The organism is Mesorhizobium sp. W050, from assembly GCF_054719535.1.
Genome location: NZ_JBTTIH010000001.1, coordinates 3121486 through 3137214, shown reverse-complemented (window position 1 = coordinate 3137214; position 15729 = coordinate 3121486). Strand labels below are relative to the sequence as shown.

The window sequence follows — 15729 nt, the reverse complement described above, 5'->3', positions numbered from 1 at the left end:
GCCTTGTTGGTGCCAAGTCCCGCTACTGATTGACAAACGAATATGATCGAGTATCAGTTTCTAAATGCTGACAGACTGTCAGTTTTTTTGCCGTCAGGCAAGGACGTTGGGAGGCGACCGTGACTTCTGCTGGTAACGCGGATGCCGGGAACGGCGACTGGCTGGTCGGCAACCCCACTGGGGCGCAACTCGCCTCGGCATTGTGGATCGGCTCGGTCGGCCTGCTCATTCTCGGGCTGCAGCCGGTGCTTCTCGGCGCGCTCTACACCGAAGGGCATGTCAGCGGTGACGAACTCGCGCTGGTCGCCACGGCGGAGATGATCGCCATCGGCATCGGATCGGCGGCCATCGCCATGATGCTGTCCGCCCACAATATGCGCTTGAAAAGTGCCGTCCTTCTGCTCTTGCTGGCGCTGGCGAACGGGGCGACCGCCTATGCGCTGACCTCGACCTCGCTGATTGCCGCCCGCGCGGTGGCAGGCCTCGCCGAGGGTGGGCTGGTGGCGGTCGCCACGGAACTGATCGCCCGTTCACGCCGGGCCGAGCGCATCGGCGGCTTCTTCGTCACCCTTCAGACCCTGGCGCAATGCGCCCTTGCCCTGCTGCTGGCGCTTTACGTCATCCCGGCCGCCGGATCGGCGGGCGGCTTCATCGTCCTTGCCGTCGTCTGCATCGCCTCGGTGGCCGTCGCCTTCATCGTCCCGGATAGCTATGCCGACCTGCCCAAGGAGGAACAGTTCAGCAATGTGCTGACCGTTCCTTCGCTTGCCGCTTTGCTGAGCGTCTTCTGCTACTTCATGTTCTTCGGCTCGGTCTGGGCGTTTCTCGAGCCGCTTGGCGCACAATACGGCATCGATGGCCGCACCGTCGGCCTGATCGTCTCGGCCAACCTCGCATTGCAGGTGCTGGGCGCAATGACGGCTACCGTCTTCGAGGCGCGCATCGACTACCGCTTCGCCATCGTGGCGATCGGCGTGGTCGCCGTCGCCAGTTCCGTGATGCTCGCCGGCAGCCCCGGCCTGACGGTTTTCTGGGTCGCGGCCTTGATCATGGGCTTCATCCTTCTGTTCATCGTGCCCTATCAGATCCGGCTGGCGATCACCGCCGACGAGACGCGCACGGCCGTGCTTCTGGTGCCGGCGGCCCAGCTTTTCGGTCTGGCGATCGGCCCGGTCGCGGCATCGCTGCTGATCGACGGCAAGGATTTTCGGCCGGTGCCGGAATTTGCCGCCGCCAGTGCTGCGGCCAGCGTCGTGCTGCTCGGCCTGTTCGTCCTGATCGCACGGCGCCGCCGCGCCATCGCCTGAGACACGACCGGGGAGCATCTCCTCGATACTTGACTAAGTCAAATAAATGACCGATCGTTGATGGGGCAGGAGGCTTCCCATGACGATCCATCATCAACCCGGCAAGGAACGCATCGACGCGGTGCGGGCTTTCAACCGCTTCTACACCCGCCAGATAGGTCTGCTCGACGAAGGCCTGCTGAAAAGCGCCTTCTCGCTGACCGAGGCGCGGGTGCTCTACGAACTGGCGCATCGCGATGGCCTGACCGCCAGCGATCTCATCCGCGATCTCGGCCTCGACGCCGGTTATGTCAGCCGGCTCCTGAAGAAGTTCGAGCACCTGCAGCTGATTGCGCGCGCGCCGCTGGCGTCGGATGCGCGGCAGTCGTCGATCACGCTGACGCCGGTGGGGCGGCAGGCCTTCGCGCCGCTGAACCGGGCTTCGCACGACCAGGTCGCGGCCTTGCTGGAGCGGCTTCCTGCTGCCGAACAGGACCGGCTGGTCAAGGCCATGCAGACGGTGCAGCAACTCCTGGGCGACAGCCCGGAGTCCAAAGTGCCGTATATGCTGCGCCCCTTGCAGGTCGGCGACATCGGCTGGGTGGTGCGCCGCCAAGGACAGATCTACGCACAGGACTATGGCTGGGACGAAACCTACGAGGCGCTGGTCGCCGAAATCCTCGGCGCCTTCGTAAAATCCTTCGATCCAGAATGGGAACGCAGCTGGATTGCCGAACGGCAAGGGGAGGTGGTCGGCTCGGTCTTCGTCGTGCGCAAATCCGACGCGGTGGCGAAGCTGCGCCTGCTCTATGTCGAACCATCGGCGCGCGGCCTCGGCATTGGCAAGCGGCTGGTTCAGGAGTGCATCGGCTTTGCTCGTGCCAAGGGCTACAAGACGCTGACCCTATGGACCAACGACATCCTGACCGCCGCCCGCCACATCTACGAGAGTGCCGGCTTCAGGCTGGTGGACGAAGAGCGCCATCACGCCTTCGGCAAGGATCTGGTCGGCCAGAACTGGAACCTGGAGCTGTAGCGGCGTTCAGGCCACCGGGACCCATATCTCCAGCCCGCCATTGCCGCTGCGCGGATCGAACTCCGGGCCGTAGCGCTCGAATTCGGGGCCGTCGGCTATATCGTGCCCCGAGGCCGGCAGCCATTTGTTCCAGATCGTGTTGACGGTGCGGCGGATGGTGGAGATATGCTCGGCATGGGTGAACACGGCGTATTTCTGCGCCGGCACCCGCACCCGCGAAAGCTCCTTCGGCAGGTCCGAGAAATCCGAAACTTCGACCCCGGCGATATAGTCGAAATTGCCGGCATCGTCGCCATTGACGCAGACGCCATAGGCGACGTCACCGGTCTCGCCCGGAATGTTGCCGATATAGGGACCGAAGCGCTGCCACTGCATCGGAATGGCCGCGCTGGTTTCGCAACTGTAGCGCTCGCCGAGGCCGGCAATGAGGAAGGGACGGCCGGTCTCGAAGCGCGGCGGCGGCAGTGAGGCGAGGAAGGACTGGTCCATCAGGATCGGCTCCACGAGATCGAGATTGCTGAGGCTGCCCTGCGCGCGCACCAGTTCCGGCGTCGTGCCGAACTGGTCGCGGAAGGCGCGGGTGAAGGCTTCGTGCGAGGCGTAGCCGGCATCGAGCGCGACCGCGAGGATGTCGGGCGCGCCGGAAGCCAGCTTGCGCGCCGCTTCGGTCAGCCGGCGCGCGCGCATATAGCCCATCACCGAACGGCCGGTGGCGGCGCCAAAGGCGCGCGTCACATGAAAGCGCGAGACGCCGCTGCTTTGCGCGACATCTTCAAGCGAGATCGCTTCCGGCAGATGGCTCTCGACAAACCACAGCGCTTTCTCGGTCGGGTTCATAGGTCTCCTCGCATTTGGCGGCACATTTTGTCGGCTTTTGCGAGGCCAGTTTGATCGAAATTGCGCCTGTCGTAAAATCGAAGGGCGCTGGTCGACTGTGGCAGTTCACCATCGTGGAAAGCCGCTGCTGGGCGGCCTCGGCCTGGCTCGCTGGGACAATATCCGGGCGCGCTGGGTGCGGGCACCATCCTTGCCTATGCCCTGTGGAACCACCGCCGGCTCGATGCCTTCCCCGCCGGCGAAAATGCCGCCGAAAGCCTAGGTGTGCCGGTGGCGAGGACGCGCAAGACGACCTTTCTCTCGCGGCGTTCTCGACGGCAATTCACGTCACGGTCGGGAGGTCATCCGCAACCGTCATTGACTGTGCCATGACCGCATCTGCATGGCTGCCATCCCTCTTTTTCGGCTCTGGTGCAATGCGGCGCCTTGAATGGTAAGCACGCTTATAATATATACCGCTCATGGTTTCCGACGGCATAGATAGATTGGGCTTTTTGATCCACGACGTGCAGCGCCTTATGCGCAAGCGCTTCGAGGCGCGCGCCAGCGGACTTGGCCTTTCCTCGGCACAATGGCGGCTTCTGGTTCGCGTTGCCAAGGAGGCGGGCGTCGCCCAGGCTCGCCTCGCCGAACTTCTCGAAATCGAGCCGATCAGCGTTTCACGCCTCGTCGACCGGATGGAGGAGGGCGGCTGGATCGAGCGGCGCTCCGACGCAACTGACCGGCGCGTGCGTATGATCTTCCCGACAGCCAAGGCGAACGCGGCCTATGCCGAGGTCAAAAGCCTTGCTGGCGAAGTTTATGAGGAATCGCTGGTCGGCGTTTCGCCGGACGACCGCCGCGTCCTTATCCGGGCGCTGGACACCATCGTGCAAAACCTGGCGGACGGCGAGACGTCGTCCTTGAAGAGTACGGAAGGGGCAGCAGCATGAACGCGGCAGCCAAGCTAGACGAGAATGTAACCAAGATCGAGACGCCGGCAAAGCCGGCCGCCGAAGCGCCTGCACAGCCGGCCGCAGCACCTGTCGCGGTGGCTCCCCCGGTTCAACCCGCTCCGGCTCCGGTCAAGAAGCGCCGCCTCGGCCGCTTGCTGCTGATGGTCGCCCTGCCGGCCGCGCTGGCCATTGGTGGCGGTTATGTCTGGGTGACCGGCGGCCGCTATCAGGAAACCGAGAACGCCAATTTGCAGCAGGCCAAGGTGTCGATCGCCTCGGACACGGCCGGCCGCATCGTTCAGGTCGGCATCTCGGACAATCAGCAGGTCAAGCAGGGCGATGTGCTGTTTGCCGTCGACCCCGAGCCCTACCGGATCGCGTTAGCCCAGGCCGACGCGGCGGTCGCAGTCGCACGCGTCGGAATCGAACAGCTGCGCGCCGCCTACAGCCAGGCACTGGCGCAGGAAAAGTCCGATGCCAGCCAGGTCGACTACGCGCAGTCGCAGTATGACCGCGCCGCCGACCTTGCCCAGAAGGGCATCAACGCCAAATCGTCGCTGGACGAGGCCAAGAACGATCTCGACAAGGCCAGGCAGCAACTGGCCGTTGCCGAGCAAGGCATCATCAGCGCCAAGGCGGCTCTCGCCGGCAATCCCGATATCGAGACCGACAAGCATCCGACGGTGATGGCCGCACTCGCCGCGCGCGACAAGGCCGCCTACGATCTGGCGCAGACCACGGTCAAGGCGCCGGCCGACGGCGTCATCAGCCAGGCCTCCTCGTTCAAGGTCGGCCAGTATGTCGGTTCCGGCACGCCGCTGTTTGCGTTGGTCGAGACCGGCGACACCTGGATCGATGCCAATTTCAAGGAAACCCAGCTTACCCACATGAAGCCTGGCCAGAAGGCCGAGATCGTCGTCGACACCTATCCGGGCAGAACTTTCGAGGCCACCGTCAAGGCGATCGGCGCCGGCACCGGCGCGGAGTTTTCGCTGCTGCCAGCTCAAAACGCCACCGGCAACTGGGTCAAGGTCACGCAGCGCATTCCGGTGCGCCTGGAGCTGACCGATGCCGACGCCAAAATGGCGCTGCGCACCGGCATGAGCGCCTCGGTTACGGTGGATACCGGCGTTGCCCGCGGGTTCCCCGCTATCTTCGGCCACGCCACCGCAGGCGAAGCACAATAGACTGTGAATGGACCGTGATCTCGAAAAGCAGGATCACGGCCCGGCAGAACGCCCGCCGCAGGCGAGGTGAAGTTGAGATGACAGGATCGGTCCGACGGCAGGTTGAACGAGGGGTGGATTGGACCGGGCCGCATCGCGGCCTGCCCAGAACCTGGACCATCTCGGCGCCCATCCTTCGGACCTTGGATTTCCGGGCGGCAAGCGCCTGATGTGTCGAGACCTTCGATCGATGTAACCCCCACATCGATAGATCGCGTCCCACCGCGATGAGGGTCTCTTCACCAGAGAAGGCCTCGCCGCCCGGAAACCTAGTGTACACGTTTTTGTTACCTGTCGGAAGTTCCGCATGATGACCACACCAGAAACTTTCAAGGAAGTGCCGCATCGCGGCCTGATCACAGTGGCGCTGATGCTGGCGACGGTCATGCAGGCGCTCGACACCACGATCGCCAATGTCGCGCTGCCGACCATGACCGGCGACCTCGGCGCCTCGCCCGACAACATCAACTGGGTGTTGACCTCCTACATCGTTGCCGCCGCCATCATGACGCCGGTGACCGGCTGGCTGGCCGACCGCTTCGGCCGCAAGGAACTGTTCCTGGCGGCAGTTGTCGGCTTCACCGTGTTCTCGATGCTGTGCGGCATTGCCTGGAGCCTGGAGAGCATAGTGTTCTTCCGGCTGATGCAGGGCGTGTTCGGCGCAGCCATCGTGCCGCTGTCGCAGACCTTCCTGCTCGACATCAACCCCAGGGAACGCCACGGCCAGGCGATGGCCATCTGGGGCGCCGGCATCATGCTGGGGCCGATCCTGGGTCCGACGCTGGGCGGTTGGCTGACCGAGAATTTCAACTGGCGCTGGGTGTTCTTCATCAATTTGCCGGTCGGCATCATCGCCTTCCTCGGCATGGCAGCCTATTTGCCGGTCGTTGCCCGGCGGATCCGCAGCTTCGATTTCTTCGGTTTCGCCATGATTTCGCTCGGCGTCGGCGCGCTGCAGCTGCTGCTCGACCGCGGCGGCGAGGTCGACTGGTTTTCCTCGGTCGAAATCTGGATCGAGCTTGCTCTTTCGATCACCGGCTTCTGGGTTTTCATCATCCATACACTGACGGCGGAACGGCCTTTCATCGACCCCAAGATCTTCCTCGACCGCAATTTCGTCACCGGTCTGGCCTTCATCTTCGTCATGGGCGTGCTGATCCTGGCCTCGATGTCGCTGCTGCCGCCGATGCTGTCGACCATCTTCGGCTATCCGACCGTCACCATCGGCGTCGTCCTGGGGCCGCGCGGTGTCGGCACGATGATTTCGATGCTTGTCGTTGGGCGGCTCATGAGCAGGATCGACGCCCGGATCCTCGTCGTCATCGGCTTTCTGCTCACCGCGCAGTCGCTCTACACCATGTCCTCCTTCACGCCGCAGATGGACGATTGGCTGATCCTCAGCTCCGGCGTCATCCAGGGCCTGGGCATGGGCATGGTGTTCGTGCCGCTGTCGACGGTGGCCTTCGCCACGCTCGACGTGCGCTTCCGCACCGACGCCACGGCCCTGTTCAGCCTGGTTCGAAATCTCGGTTCGTCGATCGGCGTGTCGGTGGTGACGGTTCTCATGGTGCGCAACACGCAGGTCAATCACACCGAACTGTCGGCTTTCATCAACCCGTTCAACCCCAATTTGTGGGCGGCCTCGCCGGCGGCAGCAGGCGGCGATCCGACGGCACTTTCGCAGGTGGACCGCATGGTCAACATCCAGGCGATGATGATCTCCTACGTCAACGACTTCAAACTGCTGATGGTGATGACGCTGGTTGCCATTCCGTTTGTCTTCCTGCTGCGCAAGCCGAAGACCGCTCCGGCCGGCGCGGCCGCTCCTGCCGCGCATATGGATTGAGGCGGGCGCCGGTCGCTGGCAGCAAGCTGGTTGCCCCTGATGATTTGTTGCTCGGATGATCGTCAAAACCCGCGTGTGCAAAAAAATATCGATAATGAGCCGTTGGAAGTTGATTTGGAATGACATTTGCACCTTTGGTATCTGGTTGCTGACGCATCCAATTCCGTTACAGTTCATCTTGAATTAGCACATCTGTAACATTGTCAGTCGACTTTCGTCTGGCGCGACAGAGGCCCTTTCTTGTTTCAGGTGCCAAACCGGAGGAGGTCTGTTTGGTCACGAAGTCATCCAGAAGATCCGTCGGGGCGCGCGGGCCGGTGGGCGTAGCCGCATTGGCAAGACTGGCTGATGTCTCCTACGATACGCTCGAGGGAGAACTTCGCACGACCATTGCGGGTCTCGAAGGGCAGACCCTGCGCTTCGAGACTGCGATCGAGAATATTTCGCAAGGCATCTGCTTTTTCGATGCCGATGAACGGCTGATCCTGAGCAACCGGCGCTATGCGGAAATCTACCGCATTGCGCCCGAGGAATTGCGGCCTGGCGTGACACTGAGCGAAATAGTCGAACGCCGCGTCACCGCCGGCACGGCGGCGACGGCCGCCGACACCTATCTCGCAACGGCTCGCTCGATCAATTCGGGCAAGGCTTCGCGGCTCTGGACCGCCAAACTTGTCGACGGTCGCACAATCCAGATCCGTAACCAGCCGATGCCCGATGGCAGTTGGATCGCCACGCATGAGGACATCACTGAACTCCTCGCCAATCGGCAGATCGTCGACGAGCGCATTTCGCTGCAGGCGCTGATCGACTGGGTGCCCGATTATCTCTGGGTCAAGGATACGCAAAGCCGTTTCGTCGTGGTCAACAGCGCCCTTGCGACCGATAGCGGCCGCAACAAGACCAGCGACATGATCGGTTTGACCGATTTTGATCTTCACCCCCCGGAAGTTGCGCGGAAATTTCGCCTGGTCGAGCAGCGCCTGCTCAAGAGCGGACAACCAGTGATCGACGCGGAAGAGTTTGTCGTCGATGCGTCGGGGAACGGCAAATGGCTTTCGTCGACGAAGGTGCCGTTGCGCAATCGCCAAAATGAAATCTTCGGCCTGGTTGGCATTGCCCACGACATCACCGCCCGCAAGCAGGCGGATGTCCTTCGCAGCGGGCAGGCGCAGATCCTCGAAATGATTGCCACGAGCGCGCCGCTGGAGGACGTGCTCGACCGCCTCATGCGCTTCGTCGAGGCTCAGTTGAAGGGGATATTCGGTTCCGTCCTGCTGCTCGACAAGGACGGCATTCATTTGCGTCACGGTGCGGCGCCGGGCCTGGCGAAAGCCTATACGAGCGCCATCGATGGGGCGGCCATCGGTCCCAAGGTGGGATCCTGCGGAACCGCCATCTACCGGCGGGAACCGGTCATTGTTACCGATATTCTGCAGGATCCGCTTTGGGACAATTACCGCGAACTGGCGGCACCCCATGGCTATCGTTCGTGCTGGTCAACCCCGATCCTGTCGCATCGGGGCGTCGTGTTGGGCGCCTTTGCCATGTATTCGATGACCGTGCGCGAACCCACCCATGCCGAGACCCGCCTGATCGAATTCACCACACACATTGCCGGCATCGCGATCGAGCGCAAACTGGCGGAAGACCAGATCCACTTCATGGCCAACCATGATGCGCTGACCGGCCTGCCCAATCGCGCTTTGCTGGAGGATCGGCTTTCCCAGGCGGTCCTCTACGCGCAGCGATACAATCGCTGGATGACGGTGGTGTTCATCGATCTCGACAATTTCAAACTGGTGAACGATACGTTTGGCCACAATGCCGGCGACGAACTCCTCAAGACCGTCGCCAGCCGTTTGGTTGGATGCGTGAAGGCCACCGACACCGTCGTGCGGCTTGGCGGCGACGAATTTGTCATCGTCCTGTTCGACCAAACCACCAATGTCGATGTGGTGTCGGAAACCCTGCAGACGATCAGGGATGCGATCGCGGAACCGGTTCTTGTCGGAGAGCATCGGCTGAGAACGACGGCCAGCATCGGCATCGCAAATTACCCGAAGGACGGGACCAGCCCGGATACGCTGTTGGCCAATGCCGACGCCGCCATGTATCGCGCCAAGGAATTCGGCCGCGACAATTTCCAGTTCTATGCCCCGGAGTTCAACTCAACGGCACATGAAAAATTCCTGCTTCAGGAGGAATTGCGAAACGCGCTCGCCCGGTCGGAATTCGCTCTGCACTATCAGCCACAGGTGGATCTGCGATCGGGGCAGGTTTTCGCCGTCGAAGCGCTGGTGCGCTGGAACCACCCAACGCGAGGCCTGGTTTCGCCGGCGATGTTCATCCCGACCGCCGAGGAGACCGGGCTGATCGTGCCGCTCGGCGACTGGATCCTGCACGAAGCCTGCCGGCAGAACAAAGCCTGGCAGCGCGCCGGTCTGTCGCCCGTAACCGTCTGCGTCAACGTGTCGGCGCGGCAGTTCCGGGAGAAGAACCTGATCGACCGCGTCGTCAACGCATTGAAGGAAAGCGGCCTGGAGGCGAGGTATCTCGAGCTCGAAGTGACGGAAAGCCTGATCATGCAGGATTTCGAGCTGGCGGTCGCAACGATGAACGGACTGCAAAAGCTCGGCGTGCAGATATCGATCGACGATTTCGGAACAGGCTATTCCAGTCTCAGCGCTCTCAAGACGTTTCCGGTGGCGCGGCTGAAGATCGACAAGTCCTTCATCAACGATCTCGCGACTGACGAGAACGATCAAGCGGTCACTGGCGCCGTGATTTCCCTGGGGCAGAAGTTGAACCTTCGAGTGCTGGCCGAAGGTGTCGAAACGGAAGACCAGGTCGCCTTCCTCCGCAAGAACAATTGTGACGAGGTGCAGGGCAATTATTTCAGCAAACCCCTGTCGGCTGGGGATATCGGCGAGCTGATCGCGAAAGGCTGACGGCTGGCTCGCGCCGTAACCGCTGGCTGCTATTTTCCGAGCACCAGGCTCCAGTAGCGGATGGCGCTGTCGCGTCCGTCGCGTACATAGGCGAGGCCGAAGCGGCTGAAATCCGGATCGAGCATGTTGCGGCGGTGGCCAGCCGAATGCATCCAGATGTCGAACAGTTTCTGCTGGTCGAAGCGGCCCTCGGCGATGTTCTCGGCGGCGGCGCCCCGCACCCCATTGTCCTTCATCCGCGACGCGAAATCCTTTCCCCAGCCCGTCGTGTGGCTCATGCGTTCGCGTGAGGCCATATAGCCGGCCTGCTGCCGAGCGGCCTGCTCGAGCTGGGCGTCCGGCACCAGCGCCGGCAGTCCGGCCGAAGCTCGGATGCCGGCCAGCGTCGCGGTGGCCGAGGACGACACACCGGCGCCTTCGCCGGTCGGCACCGAGACCGTACTGCAAGCAGCGAGGCCGGCCATGGCTGCAAGGCCGATCAGCAGCAGGCGCCTGTTTGGTTTTGGACTTGCTGCGCCAGAGCGGGTTTGCGCGAGCGGATGATTGGTGGTGCAGATCATTGTCATGCCTGCCTGACTTAGCCGCGATCATGGCTTTTGCCGGGCAGGGCTGCGAAAATCTCAATCGCTGGCCTCCGTGCAGGTTCGGCCGGCCGATTCGAATGGGAAGGTCGGCGGCCGATGTAGTCTCGGCGCGCTGCGTCCGATCAGCGTTGCGCGTCGGTCGCCATTTTAAGCGCCAGCGCGGCGAGCACCGTGCCCATCATCCAGCGCTGGATGACCATCCATAGCGGCCGTCCGGCAAGGAAGGTGGCGATCGAACCGGCCGTTACCGCGATGATGGCATTGGCGGTCAGGCTGATCGAGATCTGCGTGGCGCCGAGCACCAGAAGCTGCGACAGCACATGGCCGTTGCCCAGCGAGATGAACTGCGGCAGCAGCGACAGATAAAGCACCGCCACCTTGGGATTGAGGAGATTGGTCATCAGGCCCATCGCGAACAGCTTGCGCGGCCTGTCCTTCGGCAGTTCGCGCACCTGGAATGGTGAGCGCCCGCCGGGCCGCACCGCTTGCCAGGCGAGCCATAGCAGATAGAGCGCGCCGGCAATGCGCAGTGCGTCATAGGCAAACGGCACGGCAAGCAGCAGCGCGGTGATGCCCAGCGCTGCCGATACGACATAGAACAGAAAGCCGGCCGCCACGCCGCCGAGCGAGATCAGCCCGGCCTTCGGGCCTTGCGACAGCGAGCGCGAGATCAGGTAGATCATGTTCGGCCCGGGCGTCAGCACCATGCCCAGGCAGACCAGCGCGAAGGCGAGATGGTTGGCGGTTTCGGGCACTGGCAATCTCCGGGAAGCGGTGACGATACCCACCACGCGTTTTGACCTCACCGCAAGAGCATGATGGCCGGAGCCTTTGCGCCAGCGTCGAAAATTGGCGAAAGCGGCGAAGCCGCCAATTTCCCCCGCAAGGTGGGGGAAGATCAGCAGCTTCAACCCTCAGCTCACCACGCGCAGGTTCGAGAGCTCGTTGGCGATTTCCTTGAAATTGTCGGACAGCGTGGCGCCGGTCGCGTTCCAGAACAGTTTTGCAGGCTTGCTCGGGTCGGCCGGATCCTTGCGGAAGCGCGAGTCCGACGAGCACGTCTTCAGTGCCTCCATCGCGCTCTTGTCGCCGGCGTCGGTCGTCGACATATCGAGCGCCACCGTCATCACCATGATGTTGGCCGCCTTGGCGTTGTTGCACAGCGTCGCCATCTGCTCGTTGAGGGCGGCGGTGTAGTTGCTCGACGAATAGTTGAGCTGGCCGATGGCGCTCGACGTGCCGCCGAACAGGCGGGTGACCGCAGTGCCGTTGTAGCCGACGCCGGTATAGCCATAGGCGGCATAGGTCGACTTGTTGCCGGCGGGATCGCTGCTGGGCACCGCGTAGGTGTTCTCGCCGTCGGTGAGCACGATGACCACCTTGTCGTTGCCGCGCTCCGTCTCAGGACGTCCTCCTGTGAAAGGCTCCGTGCTGGAGACGGTGCGCCAGCCCCAGGCCATGCCCTCCGGCACATTGGTGAAGCCGTTCGGCGCCATCAGGTCGATCGCAGCCTTGATCTTGGTCAGCCCGGCGGTGTTGGAGACGTCGGTCAGCGGCGTGATCGGTGTCGTCGTGCAGCTGTAGTTAGGACCGGCACCGGCCGACAGCACCGGAGCATTGATCGGCCGCGGCTGGAAATACTTGGCCATGTTGGACTGCCTGGTCTTGCCGGAGGTGCTCGCCGGATCGTCGTTCCACCAGCTGTTGGCCGCGCCATAGGTCTTGGGGGCCACCTCGTCGGGGTCCTGCGTTATGTACCAATGATTGCCCGGCTCGTCTGGCGCGAACATCGGCACGAACATGGTCGCGGGATCGCCGACGCCGGTGCCGGTGTTGTTCGGTCCGCCGGAGGCCGGCGCGTCGGTGACATTATAGGGGTAGGGACGGACCTCGACGCAGCCCTGCCAGCTGGCGAACGGTCCGTATGTGTCGTTGTAGTCGTATTCGTTGTGGCTGTCCGAGCATGTATGATTGGCACGATATTTGTCGCAGACCACGCGTTTGCTGCCGACGATGCGCTCGTGGCTGGTGACCACCTTCATGTCGCGGTAGAGCGAGAAGCGGGTCAGCATCTGCCCCTCCTGCTCACCCCAGCCAGTGCCTTTCTTGTACCAGATGCCGCCGATCTTCTGGGCATATTTGTCGGCTGCGTTAAGCGTGGACCAGGCGAAATTCTCATTGTGGATGGGCGACAGCCCGTAGGCGTCGATCCACGACGCGTTGTCGTTGCTGGCGCCGACATTGACCGAGGCGGCGAACGGCACAAGGCTGAACTGGACCGGCTTGTCGATCTGCTTGATCATCGCGGCCTGCAAGGCAAGCGTGTCGACGAGCTGCTTGGCGGCTTGCTTGAGAAGGTCGATGCGCTTTTGTCCGGCACCCGTGCCCGTGTTCGACATCGACCCCGAATTGTCGAGCACCATGGCCACTTCCAGCGTGTTCTTCAGCCGGACTTGCGAACACACGGAGTAGGTGACGTTTTCCGACGTCCTGCCGATCAGCATCGCCGCTGCCGGCAGGAAATAGGGCTTGTAGACCAGGCTGGCGCACAGCTTGACGATGCCGCCGCCGGTCGTGCTGCTGGGCAGCGTAACGCTGAGCGTCGTGTCGGCGGGATCGACGTCGTTGAGGTTTGCCTTGAAGAAGTCGAGCGCATAGGCCCGCAACTGGTCGTCGGTGGCGCCTTCCACCAGCCGGCGCGCGGTGGCGAAGTTGGCGGCGTCGAGTGCGTTGACCACCCTCTGCTTCTCGCTGACCACGCCGGTGTAGTCGACAGCCATTGCCACGCCGCCCATCAGTGGCACCATCGCCACAACGGTCATCAGAGCGTAATTGCCGCGGCGGTCACGCCAGAAGTCACGCCGGAATGTGCGCCAGAGTTCACGCATGTGATGTAAGCGGCCCCGCCTGCGGATTCTTCAATGCCGCCACAGTTTCACAAAACGTTGAAGGACGGGTTTGGGAAACTGCTCGATTGCTCGGATAGCGCTTCACCGGGCGCTAACCAAATGCACGGACACGTGAGCAACGCCGCAACAAAACGCCCCGCCGAGGCGGAGCGCCTTGTTCAAAAGATCGCGCCGATCAGCTGACGATGCGCAGGTTCGACAGTTCGTCGGCGATTTCCTTGAAACTTTGCGACAAGGTGGCGCCGGTCGCGTTCCAATACAGCTTCGCCGGTTTGCTCGGGTCGGTCGGATCCTTGCGGAAGCGCGAATCCGAGGAGCATTTCTTGAGCGCGTCTATGGCGGTCTTTTCCGCCGGCTTGGTGGTAACCAGGTCAAGCGAGACCGTCATCAAGAGAATGTTCGAATTCTTCGCATTGGTGCAAAGCGTTTGCATCTGCTGGTCAAGCGCGGTTGTGTAGTTGGCCGCCGTATAAGTTGTCTTGGGGACGGTCGTGTTGACGAAAAGGCGGGTCGCGGTTTCCCCCGTTTTCGGGCCGGTATAACCATAGGCGGCGTAGGTCGATCCGTCCTTAGCATAGCTGCTGGTCATGTCGTTTGTGGGGCCGATGCTGTAGGTGTTGGCGCCGTCGGTCAGCACGATGACGACTTTGTCGTTGCCCCTTTCAGTGTTCGGCCGGCCTTCTGTGAATGGCTCGTTGCTCGACACCGTCCGCCAGCCCCAGGCCAGCCCTTCCGGCACGTTGGTGTTGCCCGTCGGGGCCATGGCATTGATGGCATCCGTCAGGATTTTCTTGCCGTCGGTGGTGGTTATGTCCTGCAACGGCGTGATCGCGGCGGTCGTGCATGCCGAATTGGGCCCATCATCGGCCGCAGTACTCGATGCGTCCCAGGGCTTTGTCAGAAAATACTTTCGCATATCCGCCTGGCGTTTGGTGACAGTCAGCGTGTCGGAATAATCGATCCACCAATTGTTGGCGTAACCCCAGGTCGATGTGCTGGTGCGAGTGGTGTCGGTCCAGAAATTGCCAGCTTCGTCCGGCGCGAACATCGGCACGAACATGGTGGCGGGCGTGCCAGTGGTCGGCGACGTGTCGTCGTCGTTATAGGGATACGGCCTCGCCTCCACGCAGCCCTTCCAGGCTTCGTATTGGGCGGTCACAGAGGTCTTGCAACTGCCGTTCGAGTTCTTTTTCGTACAGGTCGTGGCCTTCATGTCGTTTGCAAAGAGACTGAACCGCGTCGCCGTGGTATTTTGGCCGTATTGCCCGGTGCCCCAGCCACTTCCGCGCTTCCAGTAAGCACTGCCGACCTTTTCAATGTATTTATTCGAGTCATAACCAGACGACGCGTTCTTGTACATGAACTGCCAATCAAAGTTCTCGTGATGGATTGGCGAAATGCCGGTCGTATCCATCCAGGTTGCGTCCTTGTTGGCTGGGCCAACATTGACCGAGGCGGAAAACGGGACCAGCGAGAACTGCACCGGCCTGGTGACCTGCCTCATTTGTGCGGCCTGGAGCGCCATCGTATTGACAAGCTCGGTAGCGGCCTTCTTGAGCAAATCTATTCGCGGCTGGCCGGTGCCGGAGCCGTTGATGCTCATGGAGCCGGAATTGTCGAGCACGAGAGACACTTCCAGCGTGTTTTTGAGGCGGATCTCGGAACACGCGGAGGTTTTGGCATCGGTGGACGTTCTTCCGATCAGCATGGCCGCCACCGGCAGGAAATAGGGGTGGAACGTCAAACTGGCGCAAAGCTTCAGCGTGCCGCCACCTGCGTTGTTGTTGGGCAGCGTCACCGTCAGGGCCGTATTGGCCGAGCTGACCTTTCCGAGATTGGCTTCGAAGAAATCCTTCGCATAGGCCTTGACTGCCGTGTCGGTCGCCCCGGTGACGATCTGCTGTGCCGTGGCAATCCCGGCGGCATCCAGCGCGTTCAGCATGTTCTGCTTCTGGCGCAGGAGATCGGTGTAGTCGATTGCAAGCGCCAGCGCGCCCATCAAGGGCACCATGGTGATCACTGTCATCAAGGCATAGTTGCCGCGTCTGTCGTTCAGAAATCTGCGGATCATGCCTTCAGCACCCCTGCCAGGACCCAATATCGGTCCGAAGATGCCCAC

Annotated in this window: 11 protein-coding genes and 1 pseudogene; 7 read left to right on the top strand and 5 right to left on the bottom strand. The window is 62.2% G+C overall.

Annotated features, from left to right (window positions below):
• Positions 1-119 precede the first annotated feature (119 nt).
• Together ACYG9Y_RS15150 and ACYG9Y_RS15145 are read left to right on the top strand one after the other, a co-directional pair.
• Positions 120-1307, top strand: coding sequence for an MFS transporter (locus tag ACYG9Y_RS15150; RefSeq protein ID WP_023700643.1), 1188 nt, complete (start codon positions 120-122; stop codon positions 1305-1307).
• A gap of 79 nt (positions 1308-1386) precedes the next feature.
• Positions 1387-2322 (top strand): bifunctional helix-turn-helix transcriptional regulator/GNAT family N-acetyltransferase, encoded by a 936-nt coding sequence (locus tag ACYG9Y_RS15145; RefSeq protein ID WP_023739208.1) that lies wholly within the window; start codon positions 1387-1389, stop codon positions 2320-2322.
• A 6-nt stretch (positions 2323-2328) separates the two neighbouring features.
• Here ACYG9Y_RS15145 and ACYG9Y_RS15140 read toward each other — a convergent pair whose 3' ends face one another.
• Positions 2329-3159 carry an AraC family transcriptional regulator gene (locus ACYG9Y_RS15140; protein WP_023705726.1) on the bottom strand — a complete coding sequence of 277 codons (831 nt, stop codon included), beginning with the start codon at positions 3157-3159 and terminating at the stop codon, positions 2329-2331.
• Between the two features lie 127 nt (positions 3160-3286).
• On the opposite strand from ACYG9Y_RS15140, the pseudogene ACYG9Y_RS15135 reads away from it, so the two are divergent.
• The 5 genes and pseudogenes from ACYG9Y_RS15135 to ACYG9Y_RS15115 all read left to right on the top strand — a co-directional run.
• Positions 3287-3494, top strand: a pseudogene (locus ACYG9Y_RS15135) (iron chelate uptake ABC transporter family permease subunit); the annotation flags it as partial.
• Positions 3495-3620: 126 nt separating this feature from the next.
• Positions 3621-4091 carry a MarR family winged helix-turn-helix transcriptional regulator gene (locus ACYG9Y_RS15130; RefSeq protein WP_023705728.1) on the top strand — a complete coding sequence of 157 codons (471 nt, stop codon included), beginning with the start codon at positions 3621-3623 and terminating at the stop codon, positions 4089-4091.
• Positions 4088-5281 (top strand): HlyD family secretion protein, encoded by a 1194-nt coding sequence (locus ACYG9Y_RS15125; protein ID WP_023739209.1) that lies wholly within the window; start codon positions 4088-4090, stop codon positions 5279-5281. The genes ACYG9Y_RS15130 and ACYG9Y_RS15125 overlap by 4 nt, the downstream gene beginning before the upstream one ends.
• 349 nt (positions 5282-5630) lie before the next feature.
• Positions 5631-7166 carry a DHA2 family efflux MFS transporter permease subunit gene (locus tag ACYG9Y_RS15120; RefSeq protein WP_023709707.1) on the top strand — a complete coding sequence of 512 codons (1536 nt, stop codon included), beginning with the start codon at positions 5631-5633 and terminating at the stop codon, positions 7164-7166.
• A gap of 332 nt (positions 7167-7498) precedes the next feature.
• Complete coding sequence (locus ACYG9Y_RS15115; RefSeq protein ID WP_245260446.1) at positions 7499-10117, top strand: EAL domain-containing protein; 2619 nt, start codon at positions 7499-7501, stop codon at positions 10115-10117.
• 29 nt (positions 10118-10146) lie between these two features.
• Here the strand turns inward: ACYG9Y_RS15115 and ACYG9Y_RS15110 are convergent, their stop codons facing one another.
• The 4 genes from ACYG9Y_RS15110 to ACYG9Y_RS15095 all read right to left on the bottom strand — a co-directional run bounded on the left by ACYG9Y_RS15110 (position 10147) and on the right by ACYG9Y_RS15095 (position 15681).
• Positions 10147-10677 (bottom strand): CAP domain-containing protein, encoded by a 531-nt coding sequence (locus ACYG9Y_RS15110; RefSeq protein ID WP_023671529.1) that lies wholly within the window; start codon positions 10675-10677, stop codon positions 10147-10149.
• A gap of 146 nt (positions 10678-10823) precedes the next feature.
• Entirely contained in the window at positions 10824-11456 is a 633-nt protein-coding gene (locus ACYG9Y_RS15105) for a LysE family translocator (RefSeq protein ID WP_023671530.1), read from the bottom strand.
• A 159-nt stretch (positions 11457-11615) separates the two neighbouring features.
• Positions 11616-13589, bottom strand: a complete 1974-nt coding sequence (locus tag ACYG9Y_RS15100) for a TadE/TadG family type IV pilus assembly protein (protein ID WP_023739210.1) — start codon at positions 13587-13589, stop codon at positions 11616-11618.
• A 196-nt stretch (positions 13590-13785) separates the two neighbouring features.
• On the bottom strand, positions 13786-15681 hold the full coding sequence (locus ACYG9Y_RS15095; RefSeq protein WP_023739211.1) for a TadE/TadG family type IV pilus assembly protein: 1896 nt from the start codon (positions 15679-15681) through the stop codon (positions 13786-13788).
• Positions 15682-15729: the final 48 nt, after the last annotated feature.